The organism is Pseudomonas sp. HC1(2025), from assembly GCF_058742075.1.
In genome coordinates this window covers 5,820,082-5,843,896 of the sequence record NZ_CP196017.1, presented here as the reverse complement: position 1 = coordinate 5,843,896, position 23,815 = coordinate 5,820,082, and the positions used below count along the sequence as shown (strand labels likewise).

24 protein-coding genes are annotated in these 23,815 nt (G+C 56.7%); 21 read left to right on the top strand and 3 right to left on the bottom strand.

Features of this window, described 5'->3' with window-relative positions:
- The first annotated feature begins 17 nt into the window (after positions 1-17).
- The 14 genes from ACSSVH_RS26425 to glmS all read left to right on the top strand — a co-directional run bounded on the left by ACSSVH_RS26425 (position 18) and on the right by glmS (position 13,275).
- A complete protein-coding gene (locus tag ACSSVH_RS26425; protein ID WP_005792605.1) occupies positions 18-815 on the top strand; it encodes a ParA family protein in 798 nt (265 codons plus the stop codon).
- A gap of 9 nt (positions 816-824) precedes the next feature.
- Complete coding sequence (locus ACSSVH_RS26420; protein ID WP_032857179.1) at positions 825-1,697, top strand: ParB/RepB/Spo0J family partition protein; 873 nt, start codon at positions 825-827, stop codon at positions 1,695-1,697.
- A gap of 148 nt (positions 1,698-1,845) precedes the next feature.
- Positions 1,846-2,253 (top strand): F0F1 ATP synthase subunit I, encoded by a 408-nt coding sequence (locus ACSSVH_RS26415; RefSeq protein ID WP_010565865.1) that lies wholly within the window; start codon positions 1,846-1,848, stop codon positions 2,251-2,253.
- Positions 2,254-2,269: 16 nt separating this feature from the next.
- The gene (gene atpB, locus ACSSVH_RS26410; RefSeq protein ID WP_029290172.1) at positions 2,270-3,139 is read left to right on the top strand and encodes a F0F1 ATP synthase subunit A; all 870 of its coding nucleotides are present in this window, start codon (positions 2,270-2,272) and stop codon (positions 3,137-3,139) included.
- Positions 3,140-3,272: 133 nt separating this feature from the next.
- On the top strand, positions 3,273-3,530 hold the full coding sequence (gene atpE / locus ACSSVH_RS26405) for a F0F1 ATP synthase subunit C (protein WP_002555987.1): 258 nt from the start codon (positions 3,273-3,275) through the stop codon (positions 3,528-3,530).
- 56 nt (positions 3,531-3,586) lie between these two features.
- On the top strand, positions 3,587-4,057 hold the full coding sequence (locus tag ACSSVH_RS26400; RefSeq protein WP_008439543.1) for a F0F1 ATP synthase subunit B: 471 nt from the start codon (positions 3,587-3,589) through the stop codon (positions 4,055-4,057).
- Between the two features lie 12 nt (positions 4,058-4,069).
- Positions 4,070-4,606: a F0F1 ATP synthase subunit delta gene (locus ACSSVH_RS26395; protein WP_057439298.1), complete on the top strand. Its 537-nt coding sequence runs from the start codon at positions 4,070-4,072 to the stop codon at positions 4,604-4,606.
- Between the two features lie 21 nt (positions 4,607-4,627).
- Positions 4,628-6,172: a F0F1 ATP synthase subunit alpha gene (gene atpA, locus ACSSVH_RS26390; RefSeq protein ID WP_029290137.1), complete on the top strand. Its 1,545-nt coding sequence runs from the start codon at positions 4,628-4,630 to the stop codon at positions 6,170-6,172.
- A 50-nt stretch (positions 6,173-6,222) separates the two neighbouring features.
- A complete protein-coding gene (gene atpG, locus ACSSVH_RS26385) occupies positions 6,223-7,083 on the top strand; it encodes a F0F1 ATP synthase subunit gamma (RefSeq protein WP_057439299.1) in 861 nt (286 codons plus the stop codon).
- 27 nt (positions 7,084-7,110) lie between these two features.
- Positions 7,111-8,487 carry a F0F1 ATP synthase subunit beta gene (gene atpD / locus ACSSVH_RS26380; RefSeq protein WP_015886645.1) on the top strand — a complete coding sequence of 459 codons (1,377 nt, stop codon included), beginning with the start codon at positions 7,111-7,113 and terminating at the stop codon, positions 8,485-8,487.
- A 44-nt stretch (positions 8,488-8,531) separates the two neighbouring features.
- On the top strand, positions 8,532-8,948 hold the full coding sequence (locus ACSSVH_RS26375; RefSeq protein WP_057439300.1) for a F0F1 ATP synthase subunit epsilon: 417 nt from the start codon (positions 8,532-8,534) through the stop codon (positions 8,946-8,948).
- A gap of 123 nt (positions 8,949-9,071) precedes the next feature.
- Positions 9,072-10,439 (top strand): bifunctional UDP-N-acetylglucosamine diphosphorylase/glucosamine-1-phosphate N-acetyltransferase GlmU, encoded by a 1,368-nt coding sequence (glmU, locus tag ACSSVH_RS26370; protein WP_432754811.1) that lies wholly within the window; start codon positions 9,072-9,074, stop codon positions 10,437-10,439.
- Between the two features lie 225 nt (positions 10,440-10,664).
- Entirely contained in the window at positions 10,665-11,432 is a 768-nt protein-coding gene (locus tag ACSSVH_RS26365; RefSeq protein ID WP_029290123.1) for a DeoR/GlpR family DNA-binding transcription regulator, read from the top strand.
- A gap of 10 nt (positions 11,433-11,442) precedes the next feature.
- Positions 11,443-13,275 carry a glutamine--fructose-6-phosphate transaminase (isomerizing) gene (glmS, locus tag ACSSVH_RS26360; RefSeq protein WP_057439302.1) on the top strand — a complete coding sequence of 611 codons (1,833 nt, stop codon included), beginning with the start codon at positions 11,443-11,445 and terminating at the stop codon, positions 13,273-13,275.
- A 383-nt stretch (positions 13,276-13,658) separates the two neighbouring features.
- Here glmS and ACSSVH_RS26355 read toward each other — a convergent pair whose 3' ends face one another.
- Positions 13,659-14,624: a DMT family transporter gene (locus ACSSVH_RS26355; protein WP_262376956.1), complete on the bottom strand. Its 966-nt coding sequence runs from the start codon at positions 14,622-14,624 to the stop codon at positions 13,659-13,661.
- Complete coding sequence (locus tag ACSSVH_RS26350; protein WP_492633909.1) at positions 14,621-15,829, bottom strand: tetratricopeptide repeat protein; 1,209 nt, start codon at positions 15,827-15,829, stop codon at positions 14,621-14,623. Before ACSSVH_RS26350 ends, ACSSVH_RS26355 begins: the two co-directional genes overlap by 4 nt.
- Positions 15,830-15,948: 119 nt before the next feature.
- On the opposite strand from ACSSVH_RS26350, the gene ACSSVH_RS26345 reads away from it, so the two are divergent.
- Positions 15,949-16,851: a LysR family transcriptional regulator gene (locus ACSSVH_RS26345; RefSeq protein ID WP_170042013.1), complete on the top strand. Its 903-nt coding sequence runs from the start codon at positions 15,949-15,951 to the stop codon at positions 16,849-16,851.
- Between the two features lie 281 nt (positions 16,852-17,132).
- Here the strand turns inward: ACSSVH_RS26345 and ACSSVH_RS26340 are convergent, their stop codons facing one another.
- Complete coding sequence (locus tag ACSSVH_RS26340; protein WP_170057492.1) at positions 17,133-18,095, bottom strand: bifunctional GNAT family N-acetyltransferase/nucleoside diphosphate kinase regulator; 963 nt, start codon at positions 18,093-18,095, stop codon at positions 17,133-17,135.
- 720 nt (positions 18,096-18,815) lie between these two features.
- Between ACSSVH_RS26340 and ACSSVH_RS26335 the strand changes: the two genes are divergently transcribed.
- Genes ACSSVH_RS26335 through ACSSVH_RS26310 form a run of 6 tightly spaced genes read left to right on the top strand, consistent with a single transcriptional unit; the run spans position 18,816 to position 23,807 of the window.
- A complete protein-coding gene (locus tag ACSSVH_RS26335) occupies positions 18,816-19,841 on the top strand; it encodes a glycosyltransferase (RefSeq protein ID WP_432754807.1) in 1,026 nt (341 codons plus the stop codon).
- Positions 19,841-20,989: an NAD(P)/FAD-dependent oxidoreductase gene (locus ACSSVH_RS26330; protein WP_169954056.1), complete on the top strand. Its 1,149-nt coding sequence runs from the start codon at positions 19,841-19,843 to the stop codon at positions 20,987-20,989. The genes ACSSVH_RS26335 and ACSSVH_RS26330 overlap by 1 nt, the downstream gene beginning before the upstream one ends.
- Positions 20,946-21,800, top strand: coding sequence for an NAD-dependent epimerase/dehydratase family protein (locus ACSSVH_RS26325; RefSeq protein ID WP_346343162.1), 855 nt, complete (start codon positions 20,946-20,948; stop codon positions 21,798-21,800). Before ACSSVH_RS26330 ends, ACSSVH_RS26325 begins: the two co-directional genes overlap by 44 nt.
- Positions 21,797-22,630 carry a sugar phosphate isomerase/epimerase family protein gene (locus ACSSVH_RS26320; protein ID WP_492633908.1) on the top strand — a complete coding sequence of 278 codons (834 nt, stop codon included), beginning with the start codon at positions 21,797-21,799 and terminating at the stop codon, positions 22,628-22,630. Before ACSSVH_RS26325 ends, ACSSVH_RS26320 begins: the two co-directional genes overlap by 4 nt.
- A gap of 2 nt (positions 22,631-22,632) precedes the next feature.
- Positions 22,633-22,989: an SMR family transporter gene (locus ACSSVH_RS26315; protein ID WP_057440644.1), complete on the top strand. Its 357-nt coding sequence runs from the start codon at positions 22,633-22,635 to the stop codon at positions 22,987-22,989.
- An 11-nt stretch (positions 22,990-23,000) separates the two neighbouring features.
- Entirely contained in the window at positions 23,001-23,807 is an 807-nt protein-coding gene (locus ACSSVH_RS26310) for a glycosyltransferase family 2 protein (protein ID WP_169954053.1), read from the top strand.
- Positions 23,808-23,815: the final 8 nt, after the last annotated feature.

The window sequence follows — 23,815 nt, the reverse complement described above, 5'->3', positions numbered from 1 at the left end:
TGGGAACACAAGCAAGAATGGCTAAGGTATTCGCGATAGCGAACCAGAAAGGTGGCGTGGGCAAAACCACCACCTGCATCAACCTCGCAGCATCCCTGGTCGCTACCAAGCGTCGGGTGCTGTTGATCGATCTCGATCCACAGGGCAACGCCACCATGGGTAGCGGTGTGGATAAACACGGCCTGGAAAACTCGGTCTACGACTTGCTGATAGGCGAGTGCGACCTGGCCCAGGCTATGCACTACTCCGAACACGGCGGTTATCAACTGCTGCCGGCCAACCGCGACCTGACCGCGGCGGAAGTGGTGCTGCTGGAAATGCAGATGAAAGAAAGCCGTCTGCGCAGCGCCCTGGCGCCGATCCGCGAGAATTACGACTACATTTTGATCGACTGCCCGCCGTCGCTGTCGATGCTGACGCTCAACGCGTTGGTCGCCGCCGATGGGGTGATCATCCCCATGCAGTGCGAGTACTTCGCCCTCGAGGGCTTGAGCGACCTTGTGGATAACATCAAGCGTATCGCCGAGTTGCTCAACCCGAACCTGAAGGTCGAAGGCCTGCTGCGGACCATGTATGACCCGCGCCTGAGCCTGATGAACGATGTGTCGGCGCAGCTCAAGGAACACTTCGGCGACCAGCTCTACGACACAGTGATCCCGCGTAACATCCGCCTGGCCGAAGCGCCAAGCTATGGCATGCCCGCGCTGGCGTACGACAAGTCATCGCGTGGTGCCATTGCCTACCTGGCGCTGGCCGGCGAGATGGTTCGTCGCCAACGTCGCAACTCACGCACCGCTGCAGCCCAGCCAACTTAAGGAATCCCCATGGCCGTCAAGAAACGAGGTCTCGGACGTGGACTGGATGCACTGCTGAGTGGTCCGACTGTTACTTCGCTGGAAGAGCAAGCGGTGCAGGCCGACTCCCGTGAACTGCAACACCTGCCCCTGGACCTGATCCAGCGTGGCAAGTACCAGCCGCGCCGGGACATGGACCCGCAGGCGCTGGAGGAGTTGGCGAACTCAATCAAGGCCCAGGGCGTGATGCAGCCGATTGTCGTGCGCCCCATTGGCGGCGGTCGGTTTGAAATCATCGCCGGTGAACGCCGCTGGCGCGCCAGCCAGCAGGCCGGCCAGGAAACCATCCCGGCGATGGTGCGTGATGTGCCGGATGAAACGGCCATTGCCATGGCGCTGATCGAGAATATCCAGCGTGAAGACCTCAATCCCATCGAGGAAGCCATTGCCCTGCAGCGTCTGCAGCAGGAATTCAAGCTGACCCAGCAGGAAGTGGCCGATGCGGTGGGCAAATCCCGTGTCACGGTTTCCAACCTGTTGCGCCTGATTGCGCTTCCGGAAGTGATCAAGACCATGCTGTCCCACGGCGACCTGGAAATGGGTCATGCCCGTGCTTTGCTCGGTTTGCCGGAAAATCAACAGGTTGAAGGGGCGCGACACGTTGTCGCACGAGGTCTCACCGTTCGTCAGACCGAGGCCCTGGTTCGCCAGTGGCTCAGTGGTAAACCTGCACCGGTCGAGACGGTCAAAACTGATCCGGATATTGCGCGCCTTGAGCAGCGCCTGGCCGAGCGGCTGGGCTCTGCGGTGCAAATTCGCCACGGTAAGAAGGGCAAAGGGCAATTGGTTATCGGATATAACTCCCTTGATGAGCTTCAGGGCGTTCTTTCCCACATCCGTTGAAACATTTGCTTATGTAGCGTGCAGTCGGAAATCACTACCCGGCAGTTGAATAGGGGCAGAACCGCCCCTATACTCTGCGCGCATTTTGTCGGCACAAATTATGCCAAGTTATTGATTTCCGGCAGCCGACCATTGAGGAGCAAGAGTGATGGAAACCCGCACGCCAAACACGTTGCCGTTCCATCGCTTGGCCGTTTTTCCGGTTTTATTGGCCCAATTTGTCATTTTGCTGATCGCCGCATTGGCGCTTTGGTATTGGCATGGGGTCGTAGCCGGATACTCAGGACTCTGCGGAGGCCTGATAGCCTTGCTGCCCAATATGTATTTTGCTCACAGGGCCTTTCGGTTTTCCGGCGCCCGGGCAGCCCAGGCTATCGTCCGGTCCTTTTATGCCGGCGAGGCAGGGAAACTGATTTTGACGGCAGTGCTGTTTGCACTGACCTTTGCAGGTGTGAAGCCATTGGCGCCGCTAGCTGTATTCGGCGTCTTCGTGTTGACCCAACTGGTCAGCTGGTTCGCTCCCCTGCTAATGAAAACAAGACTTTCGAAACCTTAGGGCGTTTGAGGCAACCATGGCAGAAACAACCGCTTCGGGCTATATCCAGCACCACTTGCAGAACCTGACCTTCGGTCAGCTTCCCAACGGCGGCTGGGGCTTTGCCCACTCCGCAGCAGAAGCCAAAGAAATGGGCTTCTGGGCTTTCCACCTGGATACTCTGGGCTGGTCGGTCGCATTGGGTCTGATCTTCGTCCTGATTTTCCGCATGGCGGCAAAGAAGGCGACTTCCGGTCAGCCAGGTGCTTTGCAGAATTTCGTTGAAGTATTGGTCGAATTCGTCGATGGCAGCGTGAAAGACAGCTTCCATGGCCGTAGCCCGGTGATTGCACCGCTGGCACTGACCATCTTCGTCTGGGTGTTCCTGATGAACGCCGTCGACCTGATCCCGGTGGACTGGATCCCGCAAGTGGCCATGTGGATCAGCGGCGACCCGCACATCCCATTCCGCGCGGTATCGACCACTGACCCGAACGCTACCTTGGGCATGGCCCTGTCGGTGTTCGCGTTGATCATTTTCTACAGCATCAAGATCAAGGGCATCGGCGGCTTCATCGGCGAACTGACCCTGCACCCGTTCGGCAGCAAGAACATCTTCGTTCAAGCCCTGCTGATCCCGGTGAACTTCCTGCTGGAATTCGTCACCCTGATCGCCAAGCCGATTTCCCTGGCCCTGCGACTGTTCGGCAACATGTATGCCGGCGAGCTGGTGTTCATCCTGATCGCTGTGATGTTCGGCAGCGGCCTGCTCTGGCTTAGCGGCCTGGGCATTGTTCTGCAGTGGGCGTGGGCTGTGTTCCACATCCTGATCATCACCCTGCAGGCGTTTATCTTCATGATGCTGACCATCGTCTACCTGTCGATGGCGCACGAAGAGAACCATTAAGACCAGTCTCGACTAGTCTGATGTCCTTCCCGGTGAAACGGGAAGGTGGCCCCAAAGGGCTATGAAACGATTTGTTTTACCGCTTTAAAATCTAAAAAACCTAAACCATACGACGTAAAAGTCGGGAGGAAAGATGGAAACTGTAGTTGGTCTAACCGCTATCGCTGTTGCACTGTTGATCGGCCTGGGCGCCCTGGGTACTGCCATTGGTTTCGGCCTGTTGGGCGGCAAGTTCCTGGAAGGCGCAGCGCGTCAGCCAGAAATGGTTCCAATGCTGCAAGTTAAAATGTTCATCGTTGCCGGCCTGCTCGACGCCGTGACCATGATCGGTGTTGGTATCGCTCTGTTCTTCACCTTCGCGAACCCCTTCGTTGGTCAACTCGCCGGTTAATCACTCGTTTTTTCGAGTGATTGGTGTGTTGTGCAACGAACGAGCGAGGTATTGGCGTGAACATTAATGCAACCATTATTGGTCAGTCCTTAGCGTTCTTGATTTTTGTTGTTTTCTGCATGAAGTTCGTATGGCCTCCGGTCATCGCGGCTTTGCACGAACGTCAGAAGAAGATCGCGGATGGACTGGACGCTGCCGCACGAGCAGCTCGCGACCTGGAGTTGGCCCAAGATAAAGCGGGTCAGCAACTGCGCGAAGCGAAGGCTCAGGCAGCTGAAATCATTGAGCAAGCCAAGAAACGCGGTAACCAGATTGTTGAAGAGGCTGTTGAAAAAGCCCGTATCGACGCTGACCGTGTGAAGGTTCAGGCTCAGGCCGAGATCGAACAGGAACTGAATGGTGTCAAAGATGCTCTGCGTGCCCAACTGGGTGCTCTGGCCGTCGGCGGTGCTGAGAAGATCCTGGGTGCCACAATCGATCAAAACGCGCACGCGGAGCTGGTAAACAAACTGGCTGCTGAAATTTAAGCGAGGGCGATCATGGCAGAATTGACCACGTTGGCCCGACCTTACGCTAAGGCAGCCTTCGAGCACGCCCAGGCCCACCAGCAGCTGGCCTCTTGGTCAGCCATGCTCGGCCTGGCTGCAGCAGTGTCGCAAGACGACACCATGCAGCGCGTGCTCAAGGCCCCGCGACTGACGAGCGCAGACAAGGCCGCCACGTTTATTGACGTGTGCGGCGACAAGTTTGATGTGAAAGTGCAGAACTTCATCCACGTCGTTGCCGAAAACGACCGTCTCCCGCTTTTGCCGGAGATTGCCGCTCTGTTCGACCTGTACAAGGCCGAGCAAGAGAAGTCGGTAGACGTTGAAGTGACCAGTGCTTTTGCATTGAACCAAGAACAGCAAGACAAACTCGCCAAGGTTCTCAGTGCACGACTCGACCGGGAAGTGCGCCTGCAAGTTGCGGAAGACCCATCCCTTATTGGGGGTGTTGTCATTCGCGCCGGCGACCTGGTTATCGATGGCTCGATTCGCGGCAAACTCGCGAATCTTGCCGAAGCATTGAAATCTTGAGTTTGAAGGGGCAGCAGAGCAATGCAGCAACTCAATCCTTCCGAAATAAGTGAAATTATCAAGGGCCGCATCGACAAGCTCGATGTGACCTCCCAAGCCCGTAACGAAGGCACTGTCGTCAGCGTATCTGACGGCATCGTGCGGATTCACGGTCTGGCCGACGTAATGTACGGCGAGATGATCGAGTTTCCGGGCGGCGTCTACGGTATGGCCCTCAACCTGGAGCAAGACTCCGTAGGTGCCGTTGTATTGGGCGCGTACACCAGTCTGGCTGAAGGCATGAGCGCCAAGTGCACAGGCCGCATCCTGGAAGTTCCGGTTGGTAAGGAACTGCTGGGTCGCGTTGTCGACGCACTGGGTAACCCTGTTGACGGTAAAGGTCCACTGGGCAACACCGAGACCGACGCGGTCGAGAAAGTTGCTCCAGGCGTGATCTGGCGTAAGTCGGTAGACCAGCCTGTACAGACTGGCTACAAGGCTGTCGATGCCATGATCCCAGTCGGCCGTGGCCAGCGTGAGCTGATCATCGGTGACCGTCAGATCGGTAAGACCGCTCTGGCGATCGACGCGATCATCAACCAGAAAGACAGCGGCATTTTCTGCGTCTACGTAGCGATCGGTCAGAAACAATCGACCATCGCCAACGTGGTTCGCAAGCTGGAAGAAAACGGCGCCCTGGCCAACACGATCATCGTGGCTGCCAGTGCTTCGGAATCTCCTGCGCTGCAATTCCTGGCACCGTACTCCGGTTGCACCATGGGTGAATTCTTCCGCGACCGCGGTGAAGACGCGCTGATCGTTTATGACGATCTGTCCAAGCAAGCAGTGGCTTACCGCCAGATTTCCCTGCTGCTGCGCCGTCCACCAGGCCGTGAAGCCTACCCAGGCGACGTGTTCTATCTCCACTCCCGTCTGCTGGAGCGCGCATCCCGCGTTTCCGAAGAGTACGTAGAGAAGTTCACCAACGGCGCAGTGACCGGCAAAACCGGTTCCCTGACCGCACTGCCGATCATCGAAACCCAGGCTGGCGACGTTTCCGCGTTCGTTCCGACCAACGTGATTTCCATCACCGACGGTCAGATCTTCCTGGAATCGGCCATGTTCAACTCCGGGATCCGTCCTGCTGTGAACGCCGGTGTTTCGGTATCCCGTGTGGGTGGTGCCGCTCAGACCAAGATCATCAAGAAGCTCTCCGGTGGTATCCGTACCGCTCTGGCTCAGTACCGTGAACTGGCGGCATTCGCCCAGTTCGCTTCTGACCTGGACGAAGCGACCCGTAAGCAACTTGAGCATGGTCAGCGCGTTACCGAGCTGATGAAGCAGAAGCAATACGCGCCAATGTCGATCGCTGACATGTCGCTGTCGCTGTATGCCGCTGAGCGTGGGTTCCTGACTGACGTCGAAATCGCCAAGGTCGGCAGCTTTGAACAAGCGCTGATTGCTTACTTCAACCGAGATCATGCCGATTTGATGGCCAAGATCAACGTGAAGGGTGACTTCAATGACGAAATCGACGCTGGCCTGAAGGCTGGTATCGAGAAGTTCAAGGCCACCCAAACCTGGTAAGCCGCAGCGGGAGCCGCAAGGCTCCCGCTTGCTAACCTGATAGGTGTTACATGGCAGGCGCAAAAGAGATTCGCAGTAAGATTGCGAGCATCAAAAGCACGCAAAAAATTACCAGCGCCATGGAGAAAGTGGCGGTCAGCAAAATGCGCAAGGCACAAATGCGTATGTCGGCTAGCCGTCCTTATGCGGAGCGTATCCGCCAGGTAATTGGGCATCTGGCCAACGCCAACCCGGAATACCGCCACCCGTTCATGATCGAGCGCGCCGTCAAGCGTGCAGGTTATGTGGTAGTGAGCAGTGACCGTGGTTTGTGCGGTGGTTTGAATACCAACCTGTTCAAGGCCCTGGTCAAGGACATGGCGGTAAACCGCGAAAACGGCGTCGAGATTGATCTGTGTGTTGTTGGTAGCAAGGGTGCGGCCTTTTTCCGCAACTTCGGCGGTAACGTCGTTGCAGCTATCAGCCACCTGGGTGAAGAGCCGTCGATCAATGACTTGATCGGCAGTGTGAAGGTGATGCTGGATGCGTACCTGGAAGGCCGGATTGACCGCCTGTCCGTGGTATCCAACAAGTTCATCAACACCATGACCCAGCAGCCGACCGTGGAGCAATTGATTCCACTGGTGGCGACCCCGGATCAGGAACTCAAGCACCACTGGGACTACCTCTACGAACCAGACGCCAAAGAGCTGCTTGACGGCTTGATGGTGCGCTACGTGGAGTCGCAGGTGTACCAGGCGGTGGTCGAGAACAACGCAGCTGAACAAGCGGCGCGGATGATCGCGATGAAAAACGCTACCGACAACGCCGGTGATCTGATCAGCGATTTGCAGCTGATCTACAACAAGGCGCGTCAGGCTGCGATCACCCAAGAGATCTCGGAAATCGTCGGCGGCGCTGCCGCGGTTTAACGGTTCAAATATTCAGAGGATCCAGCTATGAGTAGCGGACGTATCGTTCAAATCATCGGCGCCGTTATCGACGTGGAATTCCCACGCGACAGCGTACCGAGCATCTACAACGCGCTGAAAGTACAAGGCGCGGAAACTACTCTGGAAGTTCAGCAGCAGCTGGGCGACGGCGTAGTTCGTACCATTGCGATGGGTTCCACCGAAGGCTTGAAGCGCGGTCTGGACGTTGTCGACACTGGCGCTGCCATCTCCGTACCGGTCGGTAAAGCGACCCTGGGCCGGATCATGGACGTACTGGGCAACCCGATTGACGAAGCTGGCCCGATCGATACCGAAGAGCGTTGGGGCATTCACCGTCCAGCACCTTCGTTCGCCGAGCAAGCTGGCGGCAACGACCTGCTGGAAACCGGCATCAAGGTTATCGACCTGGTCTGCCCGTTCGCCAAAGGCGGTAAAGTGGGTCTGTTCGGTGGTGCCGGTGTAGGCAAGACCGTAAACATGATGGAACTGATCCGTAACATCGCCATCGAGCATAGCGGTTATTCCGTGTTCGCCGGTGTGGGTGAGCGTACTCGTGAGGGTAACGACTTCTACCACGAGATGAAGGACTCCAACGTTCTGGACAAAGTGGCACTGGTCTACGGTCAGATGAACGAGCCGCCGGGTAACCGTCTGCGCGTAGCACTGACTGGCCTGACCATGGCCGAGAAGTTCCGTGACGAAGGTAACGACGTTCTGCTGTTCGTCGACAACATCTACCGTTACACCCTGGCCGGTACCGAAGTATCCGCACTGCTGGGCCGTATGCCTTCGGCAGTAGGCTACCAGCCGACCCTGGCTGAAGAGATGGGCGTTCTGCAAGAACGTATCACTTCGACCAAGGAAGGTTCGATCACTTCGATCCAAGCGGTATACGTACCTGCGGATGACTTGACCGACCCGTCGCCTGCGACCACCTTCGCCCACTTGGACGCCACCGTCGTACTGTCCCGTGACATCGCTTCCCTGGGTATCTACCCAGCGGTCGATCCACTGGACTCGACTTCGCGCCAGCTGGACCCGAACGTGATCGGCCAGGAGCACTACGACACCGCTCGCGGCGTTCAGTACGTGCTGCAGCGCTACAAAGAGCTGAAGGACATCATTGCGATCCTGGGTATGGACGAGCTGTCGGAAACCGACAAGCAGTTGGTATCCCGCGCTCGTAAGATCCAGCGCTTCTTGTCGCAGCCGTTCTTCGTGGCTGAAGTCTTCACCGGTGCCTCGGGTAAATACGTTTCCCTGAAAGACACCATTGCTGGCTTCAAAGGCATCCTCAACGGTGACTACGACCACCTGCCAGAACAAGCGTTCTACATGGTCGGCGGCATCGAAGAAGCGATCGAGAAAGCCAAGAAACTGTAATCCAGGCGCCCGGCAACGGGCGCTCATCAGGTTGAGGCAATCAGATGGCTATGACAGTCCATTGCGATATCGTCAGCGCGGAAGGGGAAATCTTCTCCGGTCTGGTAGAGATGGTAATTGCACACGGCGAGTTGGGTGACCTGGGTATTGCCTTGGGCCACGCACCGCTGATCACCAGCTTGAAGCCCGGTCCGATTACTCTGACCAAGCAGGGCGGGGAAAAGGAGGTGTTCTACATCTCTGGCGGTTTCCTCGAAGTTCAGCCGAACATGGTCAAGGTTCTTGCCGACACCGTGCAACGTGCTGGCGACCTGGATGAAGCCTCTGCTCAGGAAGCCGTCAAGGCTGCCGAGAAGGCTCTGCACGAAAAAGGTGCAGACTTCGACTACAGCGCTGCTGCTGTACGTCTGGCCGAGGCTGCAGCCCAGCTGCGCACGCTCCAGCAGATCCGCAAGAAGTAAGCGGCCAAGCCGTCATGCTTCATGCGCGATTGATTAAAAAGGGTAGCCTCGGCTACCCTTTTTCTTTTTTTGCAAAACACTTCTTTGGTCTGAAGCCGGACCGCCCAGGATTGGTAGCCATTCATGTCTCTTGAAATCGTCATTCTCGCCGCTGGCCAGGGCACCCGCATGCGTTCAGCCCTGCCCAAGGTACTGCACCCGGTTGCGGGTAACTCCATGCTTGGCCATGTTATCCACAGCGCCCGGCAACTGGACCCACAACGTATCCACGTAGTGATTGGCCACGGTGCCGATGCGGTACGTGAGCGTCTGGCAGCCGATGACTTGAATTTCGTATTGCAGGACAAGCAACTGGGTACCGGTCATGCCACCGCGCAAGCCGTACCGTTCATCAAGGCCGACACCGTGCTGATCCTCTACGGTGATGTGCCGCTGATCGAAGTGGAAACCCTGCAGCGCCTGCTCAAGCACGTAGTGCCGGGCCAGATGGGCCTGCTGACGGTAGAGCTGGACGACCCGACAGGTTATGGCCGCATCGTGCGCGATGCCGGCGGCAAGGTAGCCGCCATCGTCGAGCATAAAGATGCCAGCGAGGCACAACGGGCGATAAGCGAAGGCAATACCGGGATTCTCGCGGTGCCGGCGGCTCACCTGGCAGACTGGATGAGTCGTTTGTCGAATAACAATGTCCAGGGCGAGTACTACCTCACCGACGTCATCGAGATGGCCGTCAGCGACGGCCTGCTGGTCGCCACCGAGCAGCCCCACGACCCAATGGAAGTGCAGGGTGCCAACGACCGCAAGCAACTGGCGGAACTGGAGCGTCACTACCAACTGCGCGAAGGCCGCCGCCTGATGGCGCAGGGCGTGACACTGCGTGACCCGGCGCGTTTCGATGTACGCGGTGAGGTGACCGTGGGCCGCGACGTGCTGATCGATATCAATGTGATCCTCGAAGGCCGCGTGATCATCGAAGACGATGTGGTGATTGGCCCCAATTGCGTGATCAAGGACAGCACCCTGCGCAAAGGCGTGGTGGTCAAGGCCAACAGCCACATCGACGGTGCCGTGATGGGTGAGGGCAGCGATGCGGGGCCGTTTGCGCGGTTGCGCCCGGGCAGCGTGCTGGGCGCCAGGGCCCATGTGGGTAACTTCGTTGAGCTGAAAAACGCACGGATGGGCGACGATGCGAAGGCGGGGCACCTGGCCTACCTCGGCGATGCAGTGATTGGGGCCCGCAGCAACATTGGCGCCGGCGCCATTACTTGCAATTACGATGGTGCCAACAAGTATCAGACGACGATCGGTGAAGACGTCTTTATTGGCTCCAACAATTCACTGATTGCGCCCGTCACCATTGGCGATGGTTCAAACACAGCGGCAGGCTCAACCATCAACCAGGATGTGGATAAGTCGCAATTGGCGGTGGCCCGCGCCCGCCAACGCAACATCGACGGCTGGAAACGCCCGGTCAAAATCAAAAAGACCTGAGTTATCCACAACCTTCAGCCACCACCCATCAATGTGGGAGCTGGCTTGCCTGCGATGGCGATATTTCAGTCACGTTTTCATCGACTGATACACCTCTATCGCAGGCAGCCAGCTCCTACATTTTTGATCTGGGCTTCAATAAAATTTCATTCTTCTGCTTGACGATCCTTCGTCAATAGGTTTTGATTGCCTTCGTTATCTTTCGAAACGAAACTTATCATCACCATGTCGAAACGAAATACACCACAACGACGCCACAACATCCTCACCTTGCTCAACGAGCAGGGCGAAGTGAGCGTGGATGAATTGGCTAAGCGTTTCGAAACCTCCGAAGTGACCATCCGCAAGGACCTCGCCGCGCTGGAAAGCAACGGCTTGCTGCTGCGGCGCTACGGTGGCGCCATCACCATGCCCCAGGAACTGGTGGGCGATCCTGCCCAACCGATTTCTGTGCATAAGCGCGCCATCGCCCGGGCGGCGGTCAAGCGCCTGCGTGAACATGCGCGGATCATCATCGACAGCGGCAGCACCACCGCCGCGATGATTCCCGAACTGGGCCATCAGCCCGGCCTGGTAGTGATGACCAACTCCCTGCATGTGGCCAGTGCCCTGAGTGAGCTTGAGCATGAACCGGTGCTGCTGATGACCGGCGGTACCTGGGACCCGCACTCGGACTCGTTCCAGGGACAGGTCGCCGAACAGGTGCTGCGTTCCTATGACTTCGACCAACTGTTTATAGGCGCTGATGGCATAGACCTGCAGCGCGGTACCACCACCTTCAATGAATTGTTGGGCTTGAGCCGAGTGATGGCCGAAGTCGCCCGCGAAGTGGTGGTGATGGTCGAATCCGACAAGATCGGCCGCAAGATTCCCAACCTGGAACTGCCCTGGAGCAGCGTCCATACCCTTATTACCGATGATCGCCTGCCGCTTGAGGCCCGCGACCAGATTCAAGCCCGCGGCATTACGCTGATTTGCGCGGCAGTCATCTAGGAGAGAAACCATGTGTGGAATTGTAGGCGCAGTCGCTGAACGAAACGTTACCGCCATTTTACTCGAAGGCCTCAAGCGCCTGGAATACCGCGGCTATGACAGTGCCGGCGTGGCGGTCTTCAGCAACGCGGGCAAGCTCGAGCGCATGCGTCGCCCAGGCAAAGTCAGCGAATTGGAACAGGCCCTGGCCGGTGAGCCCTTGGCGGGCCGCCTGGGCATCGCCCACACCCGCTGGGCGACCCACGGGGCACCGTGCGAGCGCAATGCGCACCCGCACTTCTCCGGTGATATCGCGGTGGTGCACAACGGCATCATCGAAAACCACGAAGTGCTGCGTGAACAACTCAAGGGCCTGGGCTACGTCTTTACCTCGGACACCGACACCGAAGTCATCGCCCACCTGCTCAACCACAAGCTCAAGGACCACAGCGACCTGACCACCGCCCTCAAGGCCACGGTCAAGGAACTGCATGGCGCCTACGGCCTGGCGGTGATCAGCGCCAGCCAACCGGACCGTGTGGTTGCCGCCCGCAGTGGCAGCCCACTGGTGATTGGCCTGGGCCTGGGGGAGAACTTCCTCGCTTCCGATCAGTTGGCCCTGCGTCAGGTCACCGACCGCTTCATGTACCTGGAAGAAGGCGATATCGCCGACATCCGCCGTGAAAGCGTGGCGATCTGGGATGTCGACGGCAACTCCGTCGAGCGCGAAGCGGTGCAGTACCGCGACGGCGCCGAAGCTGCCGACAAGGGCGAGTTCCGCCACTTCATGCTCAAGGAAATCCACGAGCAACCGGCCGTGGTGCAACGCACCCTGGAAGGTCGCCTTGGCGACAAGCAAGTACTGGTAAACGCGTTCGGCCCGCAAGCCGCCGAGCTGTTCGCCAAAGTGCGCAATGTGCAGATCGTCGCCTGTGGCACCAGTTATCACGCCGGCATGGTCGCGCGTTACTGGCTTGAAGAACTGGCCGGCATCCCGTGCCAGGTCGAAGTGGCCAGCGAGTTCCGCTACCGCAAGGTGGTGGTGCAGCCCGACACCCTGTTCGTGACCATCTCCCAGTCCGGCGAGACCGCTGACACCCTGGCCGCCCTGCGCAATGCCAAAGAGCTGGGCTATCTGGCGAGCCTGGCGATCTGCAACGTCAGCATCAGCTCCCTGGTACGTGAGTCGGACCTGACCCTGCTGACCCAGGCCGGTCGCGAAATCGGCGTAGCCTCCACCAAGGCCTTCACCACCCAGTTGGTGGGCTTGCTGCTGCTGACCCTGTCCCTGGGCCAGGTGCGCGGCACATTGGCTGCGGGCGTGGAAGCCACCCTGGTAGAAGAACTGCGCCGCCTGCCGACCCGCCTGGGCGAAGCCCTAGCCATGGACAGCACCGTAGAGAAAGTCGCCGAGCTGTTTGCCGACAAGAACCACACCCTGTTCCTCGGCCGTGGCGCGCAGTACCCAGTGGCGATGGAAGGCTCCCTGAAACTCAAGGAAATCTCCTATATCCACGCCGAAGCCTACCCGGCCGGTGAACTCAAGCACGGCCCATTGGCCTTGGTGGACGATGACATGCCGGTGGTCACCGTGGCGCCGAACAATGAACTGCTGGAGAAGCTCAAGTCCAACTTGCAGGAAGTTCGCGCCCGTGGCGGCCAACTGATCGTGTTCGCCGACGAAAAGGCCGGCATGACCAACGGCGAAGGCACCCACGTCATCAACATGCCGCACATCCACGACACCCTGTCGCCGATTCTCTACACCATCCCGCTGCAATTGCTGTCGTACTACGTGGCGGTGCTCAAGGGCACGGACGTTGACCAGCCGCGTAACTTGGCCAAGTCGGTGACGGTTGAGTAATGTTTAGCGGTAACGAGAAAGGGTGATCGTAAGCATTAGAGTCTGTCTCGCTTGGAGCCTCCGTGGGCTCCAAGCGACGATCTTCTCTCCCGCTCCTTTTGTGCCGAGTGCTCCACGTTGCGGCTCACCTTCCAGATTCAGATTTACAAAAAAATTCGCGGAGATTGGCAAGTCGTAAATTGCGGTTGATCGTGAATATCTTCATGTACAGCCTGGATATTATAGGCGTCATAGCAACTGCGCATGGGAGCTTCGCAGGTTTGCTAGATAGCCTGCGTAGAAAAGGTGGATTGGTCCGAAAAACAGATGATCTAAAACGTTGTTTAGTTTATGAGCCTCTGACTGTTTCGATAATTAAAACGGTAAATAACTTACTCAGTTTATTATGGCGTACGCACGTTCTTCATCTCGCAGTTATATTGAGGGCGGGCTGGTCTATTGCAGATCATGATGCCCACTATAATCAGCGCGCCCCCCATAAATGTGGGAGCGCTGAGCTGCTCATCCAACAAAATAGCACCCAGTAACACCGCGGTCAGCGGATTGAGCGCGATGAACACTCCGGCACGTGTTGCGCCGATCTGCTCGATTCCCTTGTAATACCAGATGTATGCCAGCGCTGAGCCTATGGCACCCAAGTACAGCAAGCTGGAAAAGTCGGCAAGCGTTAGAGCTCGCAGTGATGCCTGATTGAATTGACCAGTGACGATAGCGGTCGCCGTCAGCATCGCGGCCCCCGCGAAGATGGAGTAGGTCACCGTATGTAGGGCGCCGATTTCTTTGACTACCGACTTACCGAATACGCTGAATGCGACCCAACTGAGTACGCAACCAAAGATCAAAAGGTCTCCGCGCCAGTCGCTTTTATCAACGATTAATGTGCCTGACGACTTATTGAGAATCACGACAGCCGCCCCTATCAGGCAAAGAAAAATGCCTGCGGTTTTCATTGCAGACATTTTTTCTCGGAAAAACACATAAGAGAAAAGAGCCATGACGGCGGGATTCAGGGCTACGATCAATGACGCGCGGGAGGCTGCTGTGTAATGTAGGCCATAAAAAAAACAGAGGTTATAAGTATAAATTCCGCAAAATCCCAATCCTACGATCTTGACTAGTTGCGACCGATCAAGCCGGACAAAGCTCTTTTTTAAAAAGAAACCTAGGAACAGTCCGAGTGTGATTCCGGCGAATATAAATCTGACACTGGCGGCTAATAGCGCGGGTGTGTCTGCGGATAGATACCGACCAGCGACAAAGGTACCTCCCCAGATCATTGCTACCAGAGAAAGCTTAAGATAGGTAAGGCTGTCTGAAGTAAGGACCAGTGGATGAGAATGGCTGGTCATGCAGGTGCCCTCTCTTCAACGATCGGTCGGGTCTTGAGTTCTATGTATTCGAGAGTCAGATCAAGGACTTCGCGTTGGGCACGGCTCCCTCCTAACAACGGCCACTGGTCTCGGCTGGTACGCAAGAGCGCCAGGCTTTCGTGATAACGCTTCAAGGTGAACAGTAGAATGCCTTTGAGCACGTCTAAGCCTGCTCGGTGCGCTTCGGGCTCGATGCCGAAGCCGTCGCTTTCGGCGATTTGCTTCTCGATGAGGAGAGTTTGATTGGTCGCAGAAAAGGCAAGCGCAGCATGGATTTTGTGAAAGTAAGAGGTTGATCCAGAGACGCTGCCGGTCCACAAAAGAGCGAGACGTTCCCAGATAGCGGCGAACTTGCTGTCTGTGGCTTTCAAACGCAGGCGCCAGAGAAAACCCACCGCATCCAGATCCTGCTTCGCGAAGGGGCTGTCCTTTAATTCATACAGTTCCTCGAACGCTTGGAGTGCCTGATCGACCTCGTTGCATCGCTCGTGGGCTATAGCCATGTGCCAATAGACGTGCATGCGCATGCCGCTATTTTCGATCCAGTCAGGCTTGCAGTCGATCAGGAAACTCGAAAGTTCCTGCCAGCGGCCCATCTCATGCAATGCGTGCGCAGTAGCATGGATGCCGTAGATGTTATGGGGAATCAGCCTAACCGCCTCAAGGCCCAGTTCAAGGGCTTCTTGGAAGCGCTGGCCTTCACACAAAACAAAAGATTTTATTGCCAGGTAGTAGGAGTACAAGGCATGAGTGTGCGGTATGTGTGGTTCGCAAAACGAAAATTCTGCCGTTAATCTAGGCGTCTTACCAGTACAGAAGTCGAGCATGTGCACAAAAAAAATTGTGATGATGTCGGAGGGGTACGCTTTCAGGTGTTGCGTAAAGAGTGTACGTGCTCGCTCATATTCAAAGTTTACCCAAGCTATAAATGCCTTATGGATCAGTAACAACTCCGGGGGTAAGTTCGATCGTTGATGCATCCGATTGAGAAACAGTTTGAACTTGTAAAGTTCTTTCATCTCGCAACTCGTGATTGCATCGAACCCTAATAGAAGGTCTTTGTATAGTTCCTGAGTCTGGGTGACCGGCATCAGATGCTCGGGTATTCCTCGCAGGGACAGGAATGGGCCGTTGATTTCAGGCCACAGTGCCGAAATCCCATCAGTCTTCCATTGGGCGACCATAAAACAATCCTTGGATATAAGTTGGCGAAAAGGGCTGGCCTATCTCGTTATGCCTGTTTCATCTATGCTTACGCAAAATCATGGTCATATGAAAATGAGCGATTACTCATGGATGAAAAATGACGCTGACCCAATTGGAAATTTTTGTCGCTGTCGCAGAGCGGCGTGGCTTCACGCTCGCAGCCGCCCAACTGAAAATATCCCAATCTGCGGTTTCTCATGCAATAAGGGCTCTGGAGCAGGAGTGGGGTGTTGAACTGCTACTTCGGCATCAAGGCCAGATTGAACTGACAGACATAGGTGCGCGAATCCTTCTACGTGTGCAACCTATGCTTGGTCTGGCGGATGCAATTAGGCAGGATGCCAGCGATGCCCGCGGCATGAAACTTGGCACCCTGCGAATTGGTTCATTTGGCCCAACCTCATCCCAGCTTTTGTTGCCGCGGATTCTTAAAGACTACCGCCGCCTTTACCCCAATATTGAAGTTCATGTGAGTGAGGGGCCTGATCGCCAAGTGACGGAATGGTTGTTAGACAGAGAGGTGGACGTAGGGTTTGTCACCTTACCTGAAGCCCAGTTTGATACCTGGCCTTTACTTGAGGACCAAATGGTTGCCTTGCTACCGATTGCGCACCCTCTCGCTTCAAACGAAAGAGTGACATTGGAGGACTTATGTTCTGATCCGTTTGTACTAACCGAGGCTGGTTCAGCCGAACTGGTCTCGCAGCTCTTTGCTGCTGTCAAATTGAAGCCGCGTATTCGCTACAAGACCTCTCAGTTGATGAGTACCTTGGCCGCGGTGGCTCGCGGAGATGGGGTAACGATTGTGGCTGAGTCTTCGTTGCCCGAGGATAGCGAGAAGCTTTATGTGGTCAGGACACTCGATCCGGCAGTCAGGCGCCAAGTCGGAATCGCGGTGCTGGATTGCAGCGAGACTACTGCTGCAGCTCAAGCATTCATTGAGTTGGCAGAGAAGATTTACCGGAGTCGTAAGAGTGATTTGAAGGGAAATGGCTTGTAAAGAGAGAGCCCCTCCGGTCATTTCAATGCTGTCGAGCGGGTTGATTTGCTGCGCGATGCCGTGCTGTAGCCCAGCCTGCCTAGCTGCGCATTACCTTATTCCAATCAATTTCGTATCCAGCATCCTTGAGCGCCCGGCTGAAGGCTTGCTTCCAACCATCGTCGTTGATCGACGTCCAGACCAAGGGCACGGTCTTCAGGATTAAAAACGGTCCCGTTTGGGGCCCCTCGGGGCTCCAAACGACGTCCTTCTCTCCTTATCCCTCTTAGCAAAAGGCGCAATTACAGGTGGAAATCGCCCGCCGCCTCCGGCTGGTAAAGCACTTTCCTGATCTCAATGCGGCGGGTCCGGTCAGAAATTCGCCAGTCGATGGCGTCCCCCTCCTGATAGCCCAGGATGGCGGCGCCGATGTCGGAATACACGGAATGCTTCCCTGCGGTGCTGTCCGCGTCTTCAGGGTAAACCAGGGCCACTTCGATCTCTTCTTCGTCCAGTTGCAGCAAGGCCCTGGAGTTCATCGTGACGACATTGCACGCCACCTGCTGCGGTTTGACGACAATGGCTCGCTCAAGCTCATGTTCGAGTTCAACAACGGTCGGGCCTTGCTCGAGCGCGATCAGGCTCTCGAGCCTGGCCTTGTCGATTTCAGTAATGTAGATCCTGGTGGAGTCGCCAGCGGCACCTTCGCGCAAGAGCTGGAGATAGCGCCCCGCCGTCATGGAAAATGACTTCAATGCCGGCGTTTCGCTCTCAAGCACAAAGCCGCTGCGCAGAAAGGCTTTCAGCGAGCGCGCGTTGTCCGGGTGGATCTTGGCGATGAGCTTCTTGGCCCGCATGTCGAGGAAGGCCAGTTTCATGCCTTCGCGGATCGTGCGGGCACCAAGGTTTTGCCCCCACTTGTCGCTGTCTCCGATGACCAGGACTATCTCGCAATCTGAGCCGGTCTTGATTAGACGGACAAAGCCCACCGGGGCGTCATGCCGGTCATAGGCCATGAAGAATCGCCCGCCCTGGTTGAATAGATGGGTCAGGATCGGCGATTGAGTCCGATCGATGGCTTGCTCGATGGAGCGGGAGACATGACGCGAATCGCTCAGATAGCAGGTGACGCGCTCATCCTCCAACCAATCCATCAGCGTCAGCGCGTGCGCCCGAGTAATTTCAGGGCACAGCGAAATGAAAGGCTTGTTCATCTTCATCACACTTACTTGTAAAGGATGGAAGCCCGTCATGGCTTTGGCCATGACGGCTCTTTGGGCAACCGACCATGTTAAGACATAACGCAAGCAATGCCGAACAGCCTGGAGAGGTCGAGCAAATCATCTTTTGCCGAACCCTGTCCCTTGGTCCTACCCTGAGGCTCGCCGTAAGCGGCTCCATCAAGTCTTCCAGAAGTCTCGGTGAGTTGATCTTCCCCATACCCTGCGAGTGCCATATCTTTGCGGGATGTTTTATTTGCGCTGGTCATCCCGATAAGTCCTGGTGCTTGATCTGAGATTAACTACTTACAGCTATCCTGACGGAATACCGCCGACCGACTTGAACAATAGAAATGAATAAACTTTTTAATTAATTAACTGTTTTGAAACGATGGTTTAGTGGACGGCTCAAGATGTTCATTATCCCGGTTTCAAGGCTGGCATAACGCCAGTTCGGCGTCGTTGAGGCGCCTTTTTTTGTGTTATGATCCTGCGCAACTTTGGGCTGGCACCAGGTTCGATAGCGATTGTCTATTTTGCCGCGCCCCAGGTTTTCCTGGCTTGGCCGCTGTTTCGGGCGTGCTTTGAGCCAACTGCTTCAAGGAAGAGCGATTTGAACGTTTGGCAATGGCTACCCCTTCCCGGCAGTGATGATCCTGCGGCTCTGAAACTCTCGGTCAGTGGTGTGAGGTATTCCGGCTATCTATGGCGATCTCGGATAAACGACTCATCCAGTCTTTTAATTAATTTTTGCGAGAGTTGGTGATGGCTTATTTTCCCTGTTTTTTATCTGTCGTTTTTGTCGTTCGTAATCAGGGCGATAAAATAGAAAAAATACTGTCCGAAGCTGCCGAAGTCATTGCGAAAACAGTCAGCGACTATGAGCTGATCGTTGTTGATAACGCGTCCGATGATGACAGTGTCATGGTCTTGAAGGGCCTGACAAGTGAGAAGGGCCTGGCCAACTTGCAGGTTTATGCGCTGACCAAGGAAGTGGACACCGACACAGCGTCCTGGGTCGGCCTGGAAAACGCCTTGGGTGACTATGTCGCGGTCATCGATCCCCTGGTGGACGACATCAACTTCGTCCCCCAGATGCTTGATCAAGCCGTCAGCGGTGCCGATGTGGTCTTTGCCCACAACGAACAAAAGAGCACCCAGAGCCTGGCCTATCGTTGGGCCAACGCGGTGTTCCACAGCATGTACAACCGCTTCAACGGGGTTCATCTTGCCAAGGAAGCGCCTCAGTACCGCATTCTCAGCAAGCGCGTGATCAATTTCATCCTGCAACACCCCCAGCCTTCGATGACGTATCGGCATCTGCCGGCCACCGGTGGTTTTGCCCGGGCCTACCTCAAGTACAGCGCCGTGCCCCAGGCCTCCAGCCCCAAGCGGCTGGGCGACAGTATTGATCGTGGCGTGCGCTTGCTGGTTTCCACCACGCGCGCGCCTATGCGCCTGGTGACCTACCTTTCGCTGTTTGGCGCGGTTGCCAACCTGGTGTACTGCGCCTATGTGATTTCGGTGGGTATCTTCAAGGCTGATGTAGCGCCTGGCTGGATCAGTTTCTCGCTCCAGCAGTCGGGCATGTTTTTCCTGATCTCACTGGTGCTGCTGGTGCTGGGTGAATACATCCTCAACATGGCCAGCCTGTCGAATGAAGGGCCGCTTTACCATGTAGGCCAGGAGTTCACCAGCGCGCGCATGACCCGGCGCGAGAAGCTGAACATTGAAGAGGTAGCACCAGGTTCGGTCGCGCCCAAGGCTCAGCCCAGCGAACGAGTTTCCTGATGTCGAGCGCCCAAGCCAGCCAGCCTGAGCAGGATGCCGTCATCATCGGTGGGGGGTTTTACGGTGCAGCCATTGCGGTCTACCTGGCCAAGCAACGGGGCTTGAAACGGATCCTGTTGGTAGAGCGCGAGCCGGCACTGATGATGCGCGCCAGTTACAACAACCAGGCACGTGTGCATAACGGCTATCACTATCCGCGCAGCTTCACCACGGCCTATCGCAGCCGGGTCAACCTGCCCAAGTTTGTGCAGGACTGGCCGCAGGTGGTCAAGCAGGACTTTACCAAGCTGTACGCCATTGCCCGGCGCAACTCCAAGGTCACGGCCAAGCAGTTCGAGCGTTTTTGCCGGGACATCGGTGCGGACCTCAAACCCGCCGATCCAGCGCTGCGCGACTTGTTCGAACCACGTTTGATCGAAGAAGTATTCCTGGTCGAAGAATATGCGTTCGACACCACTCGCCTGGCAGCCTGGGCGGCTCGCGAGCTGGCAGAAAGCGCTGTGCAGATCCGTTACCAGACACGGGTCACTTCAATTTCCAGGGGCGCCGAGGCGCCTTTGCAGGTGGTCACCCAAACCTCCCAGGGCGAGGAAGCGCTGACGACTTGTCGCTACGTCTTCAACTGTACGTACAGTGGCCTCAATCAGTTTGCGGGTGATTTCGCGGGGGTCAGTACCGGCCTCAAGCAAGAGATCACGGAAATGGCCTTGATGCAGATGCCCGAATCCCTCGAGGGTTTGGGCGTCACGGTGATGGACGGCCCGTTCTTTTCACTGATGCCATTCCCGGCCCGTGGGCTGCATACCTTGTCCCATGTACGCTATACGCCGCACTTGCACTGGAACGATGAAAAAGGCCTCGACCCCTACGAAAAGCTACGGCTTTATGAGCGCGATACACGGGTCGATCGCATGGTCAGGGACGTCGGGCGGTATATCCCCGAAGTGCTCAAGGCCCAACACAAGGATTCGCTGTTCGAGGTCAAGACCATCCTGGTGAAGAACGAAGGGGATGATGGACGCCCGATTCTTTTCGAAAAGCACGCCGAGTTGCCAGGTTGCTTTTCCGTGCTGGGTGGCAAGATAGACAACATTTACGATGTGCTTGAAAAACTGGATACCGAGAGTTTTTCCCATCAAGGTCAATAAAACTTCAGGTTTGGAGCGGAAAAAGATGAATTCGCTTATTGGTTTCTCCGGGTTTGTCGGGGGCACGCTTCTTAAGCAGGCTTGCTTCGAGGACTTGTACCGGTCCACCAACATCGGTGAGATAGAAGGCAAATCCTTCGACCTCGTGGTCTGTGCCGGCGCCCCGGCGCAAAAATGGATTGCCAACCGCGAGCCTGAGGCGGACCGCCAGAAGATCGAAGCACTGATCGCCCATCTGAAAACCATCCAGTGCAAGACTTTCGTGCTGATCAGCACAGTGGATGTGTTCAAAAGCCCTATCGGCGTTGATGAAGACACCCCGGTCGATGAGTCCGGCCTGCATGCCTATGGCCTGCACCGTCGGCTGCTGGAAACCTTCGTTGAAAGTCATTTTCCGAATCACTTGATCGTTCGCCTGCCGGGGCTCGTCGGGCCTGGATTGCGTAAAAACGTGATTTTTGACTTCCTCAACGACAACAACCTGCAGGCGATCGATAGCCGGGGCGTGTTCCAGTTCTACCCGATGATCAACTTGTGGTACGACATCCAGACCGCACTCGAGGCGGGGCTCAAGCTGGTCCACCTGACTGCCCAGGCAGTGAGTGTCGCCGACATTTCGCAGAAGGGCTTCGGCAAGCCTTTCACCAATACCCTGGCCAATGCGGCTGCTACCTATGACATGCAGACCAAGCATGCGCAGCTGTTTGGCGGCACTGGGCGCTATCAGTACAGCGCTCGCGAAACCGTGCAGGCCGTACGGGCCTATGCGCAGTCGGAGCCGCTCAAGGCCGCATCGGGAGCACAGGCATGAAGCTGGCGATTTCCAATATCGCGTGGGAGACCACCGAGGACGAAGTCATCGCTGAACTGCTTGCGCGCTTTGCCGTGGATGCGATTGATATTGCACCGGGCAAATACTTCCCCGAGCCTGCCAAGGCCACGGACGCAGAGATTGCGCGGGTCAAGGACTGGTGGGCGCAACGTGGTATTGCATTGACCGGCATGCAGGCACTGTTGTTTGGCACGACGGGCCTGAATGTCTTCGGCTCCGTACAAAGCCAGGCGGCCTTGCTGCAACACCTGGCGGGCGTGTGCCGCATTGGCGCAGGCCTGGGTGCAACACGGATTGTATTTGGCTCGCCAAAGAACCGTGATCGCAGTGGTTTGACCGACCAGCAGGCGCAGGATGGCGCTGTGGCGTTCTTCCGGCAATTGGGCGATATCGCCCAGGCGAGCGGTGTGACGATCTGCCTGGAGCCCAACCCCACCTGCTACGGGGCGAACTTCATGACCAACAGTGCACAAACCGCAGTGGTGGTGCGGGCAATCGACCACCCGGCGATCCGCATGCAACTGGATACCGGGGCGCTTGCGATCAACGGTGAAGACCCATTCACCGTGCTTGAGGATTGTGCCGAGTTGATCGGGCATATCCACGCCAGTGAACCAGACCTGCTCCCGCTGGGTGACGGCGGTACTGACCATGAAAAAATGGCACGTGCCGTAGCCCGCTACTTGCCCGGGCATGTGGTCACCATTGAGATGGTGGCGACCAAGACCGAAGCCCATGCGCAATCGATCGAGCGTGCGCTGCAGGTTGCCCGCCAGCATTACCGCGCCTGCGACGAGGTGACGGCATGAGCATCAAATGGATCATCTTGATCCTCGGTATCTTGTCGAACGCCTCCGCCAGCGTCCTGGTGAAGATGGCGATGATGCCCCCGCGCAAATTCCCTTCCTTGAGCGACCCGATGGCGGCACTCAGCAACTGGCCGTTCTGGGTCGGGCTGGTCCTGTATGGTGCTGCGTTCCTGCTTTATGCCGCAGCATTGGCCCGTTTGCCGCTGAACGTGGCACACCCGGTCCTGACGGCCGGGGCTATCGCGACGGTCGCCCTGTTTTCCCTGCTGTTTTTCCGTGAGTCCTTCCACTGGACCACGGGAGTCGGCATCGCCCTGGTTATTGCTGGCGTAGGGCTGATCACAGCTCGCGTCGTTTGATGGAAATTAAAATGACTTCTTCTGATATTGCTCCCGATGTACGTGCCGGCTGGCAGGTACCGTCCTATGACACGCCACTCTGGCTAGGTCGCCAGCACCCCTGGTGCGTGGTCATTCCGGTCATCAACGAAGGCGACCGGATCAAGAACCTGCTCGCCCGTATGGCGGCGTTCAACATCGCAGACATGGCCGACATCATCATCGTCGATGGTGGCAGTTCTGATGGCTCGCTTGAGTTGCAATCACTGCAACAGGTGGGTGTGCGCGGCCTGCTGGTCAAGACTGCCCCGGGCAAGTTGAGCGCGCAGTTGCGCTGCGCCTACGCCTTCGCCCTGGACCAGGGCTACGAAGGTATCGTGACCATCGATGGCAACGACAAGGATGACCCAGAGGCCATCCCGCGCTTTATCGAAGCGCTGCAGCAGGGTGTGGATTTTGTCCAGGCTTCGCGTTTTGTCCAGGGCGGTGTTGCCGAGAACACCCCCAAGTCCCGCGATTTTGCTATCCGTTTTATCCATGCGCCGATGCTGAGCCTATTTTCCGGCTTCAAGTGGACAGATACCACCCAGGGCTTTCGTGCCTACAGCCGCAAGATGCTGATTGATCCGAAGATGGCGATCTTCCGTGATGTGTTCGATACCTACGAGCTGCTTGCCTACCTGTCGTATCGCGCGCCGAAACTGGGCTATCGCTGCGTAGAACTGGCGACCGTGCGCCGCTACCCCCAAGGTGAAGTGCCTACCAAGATCAGTAGCGTAAAAGGCAATCTTTCGGTGCTGGCGGTATTGTTCCGAGCCTGTTTTGGCAAGTACAACTAAAGATCTGG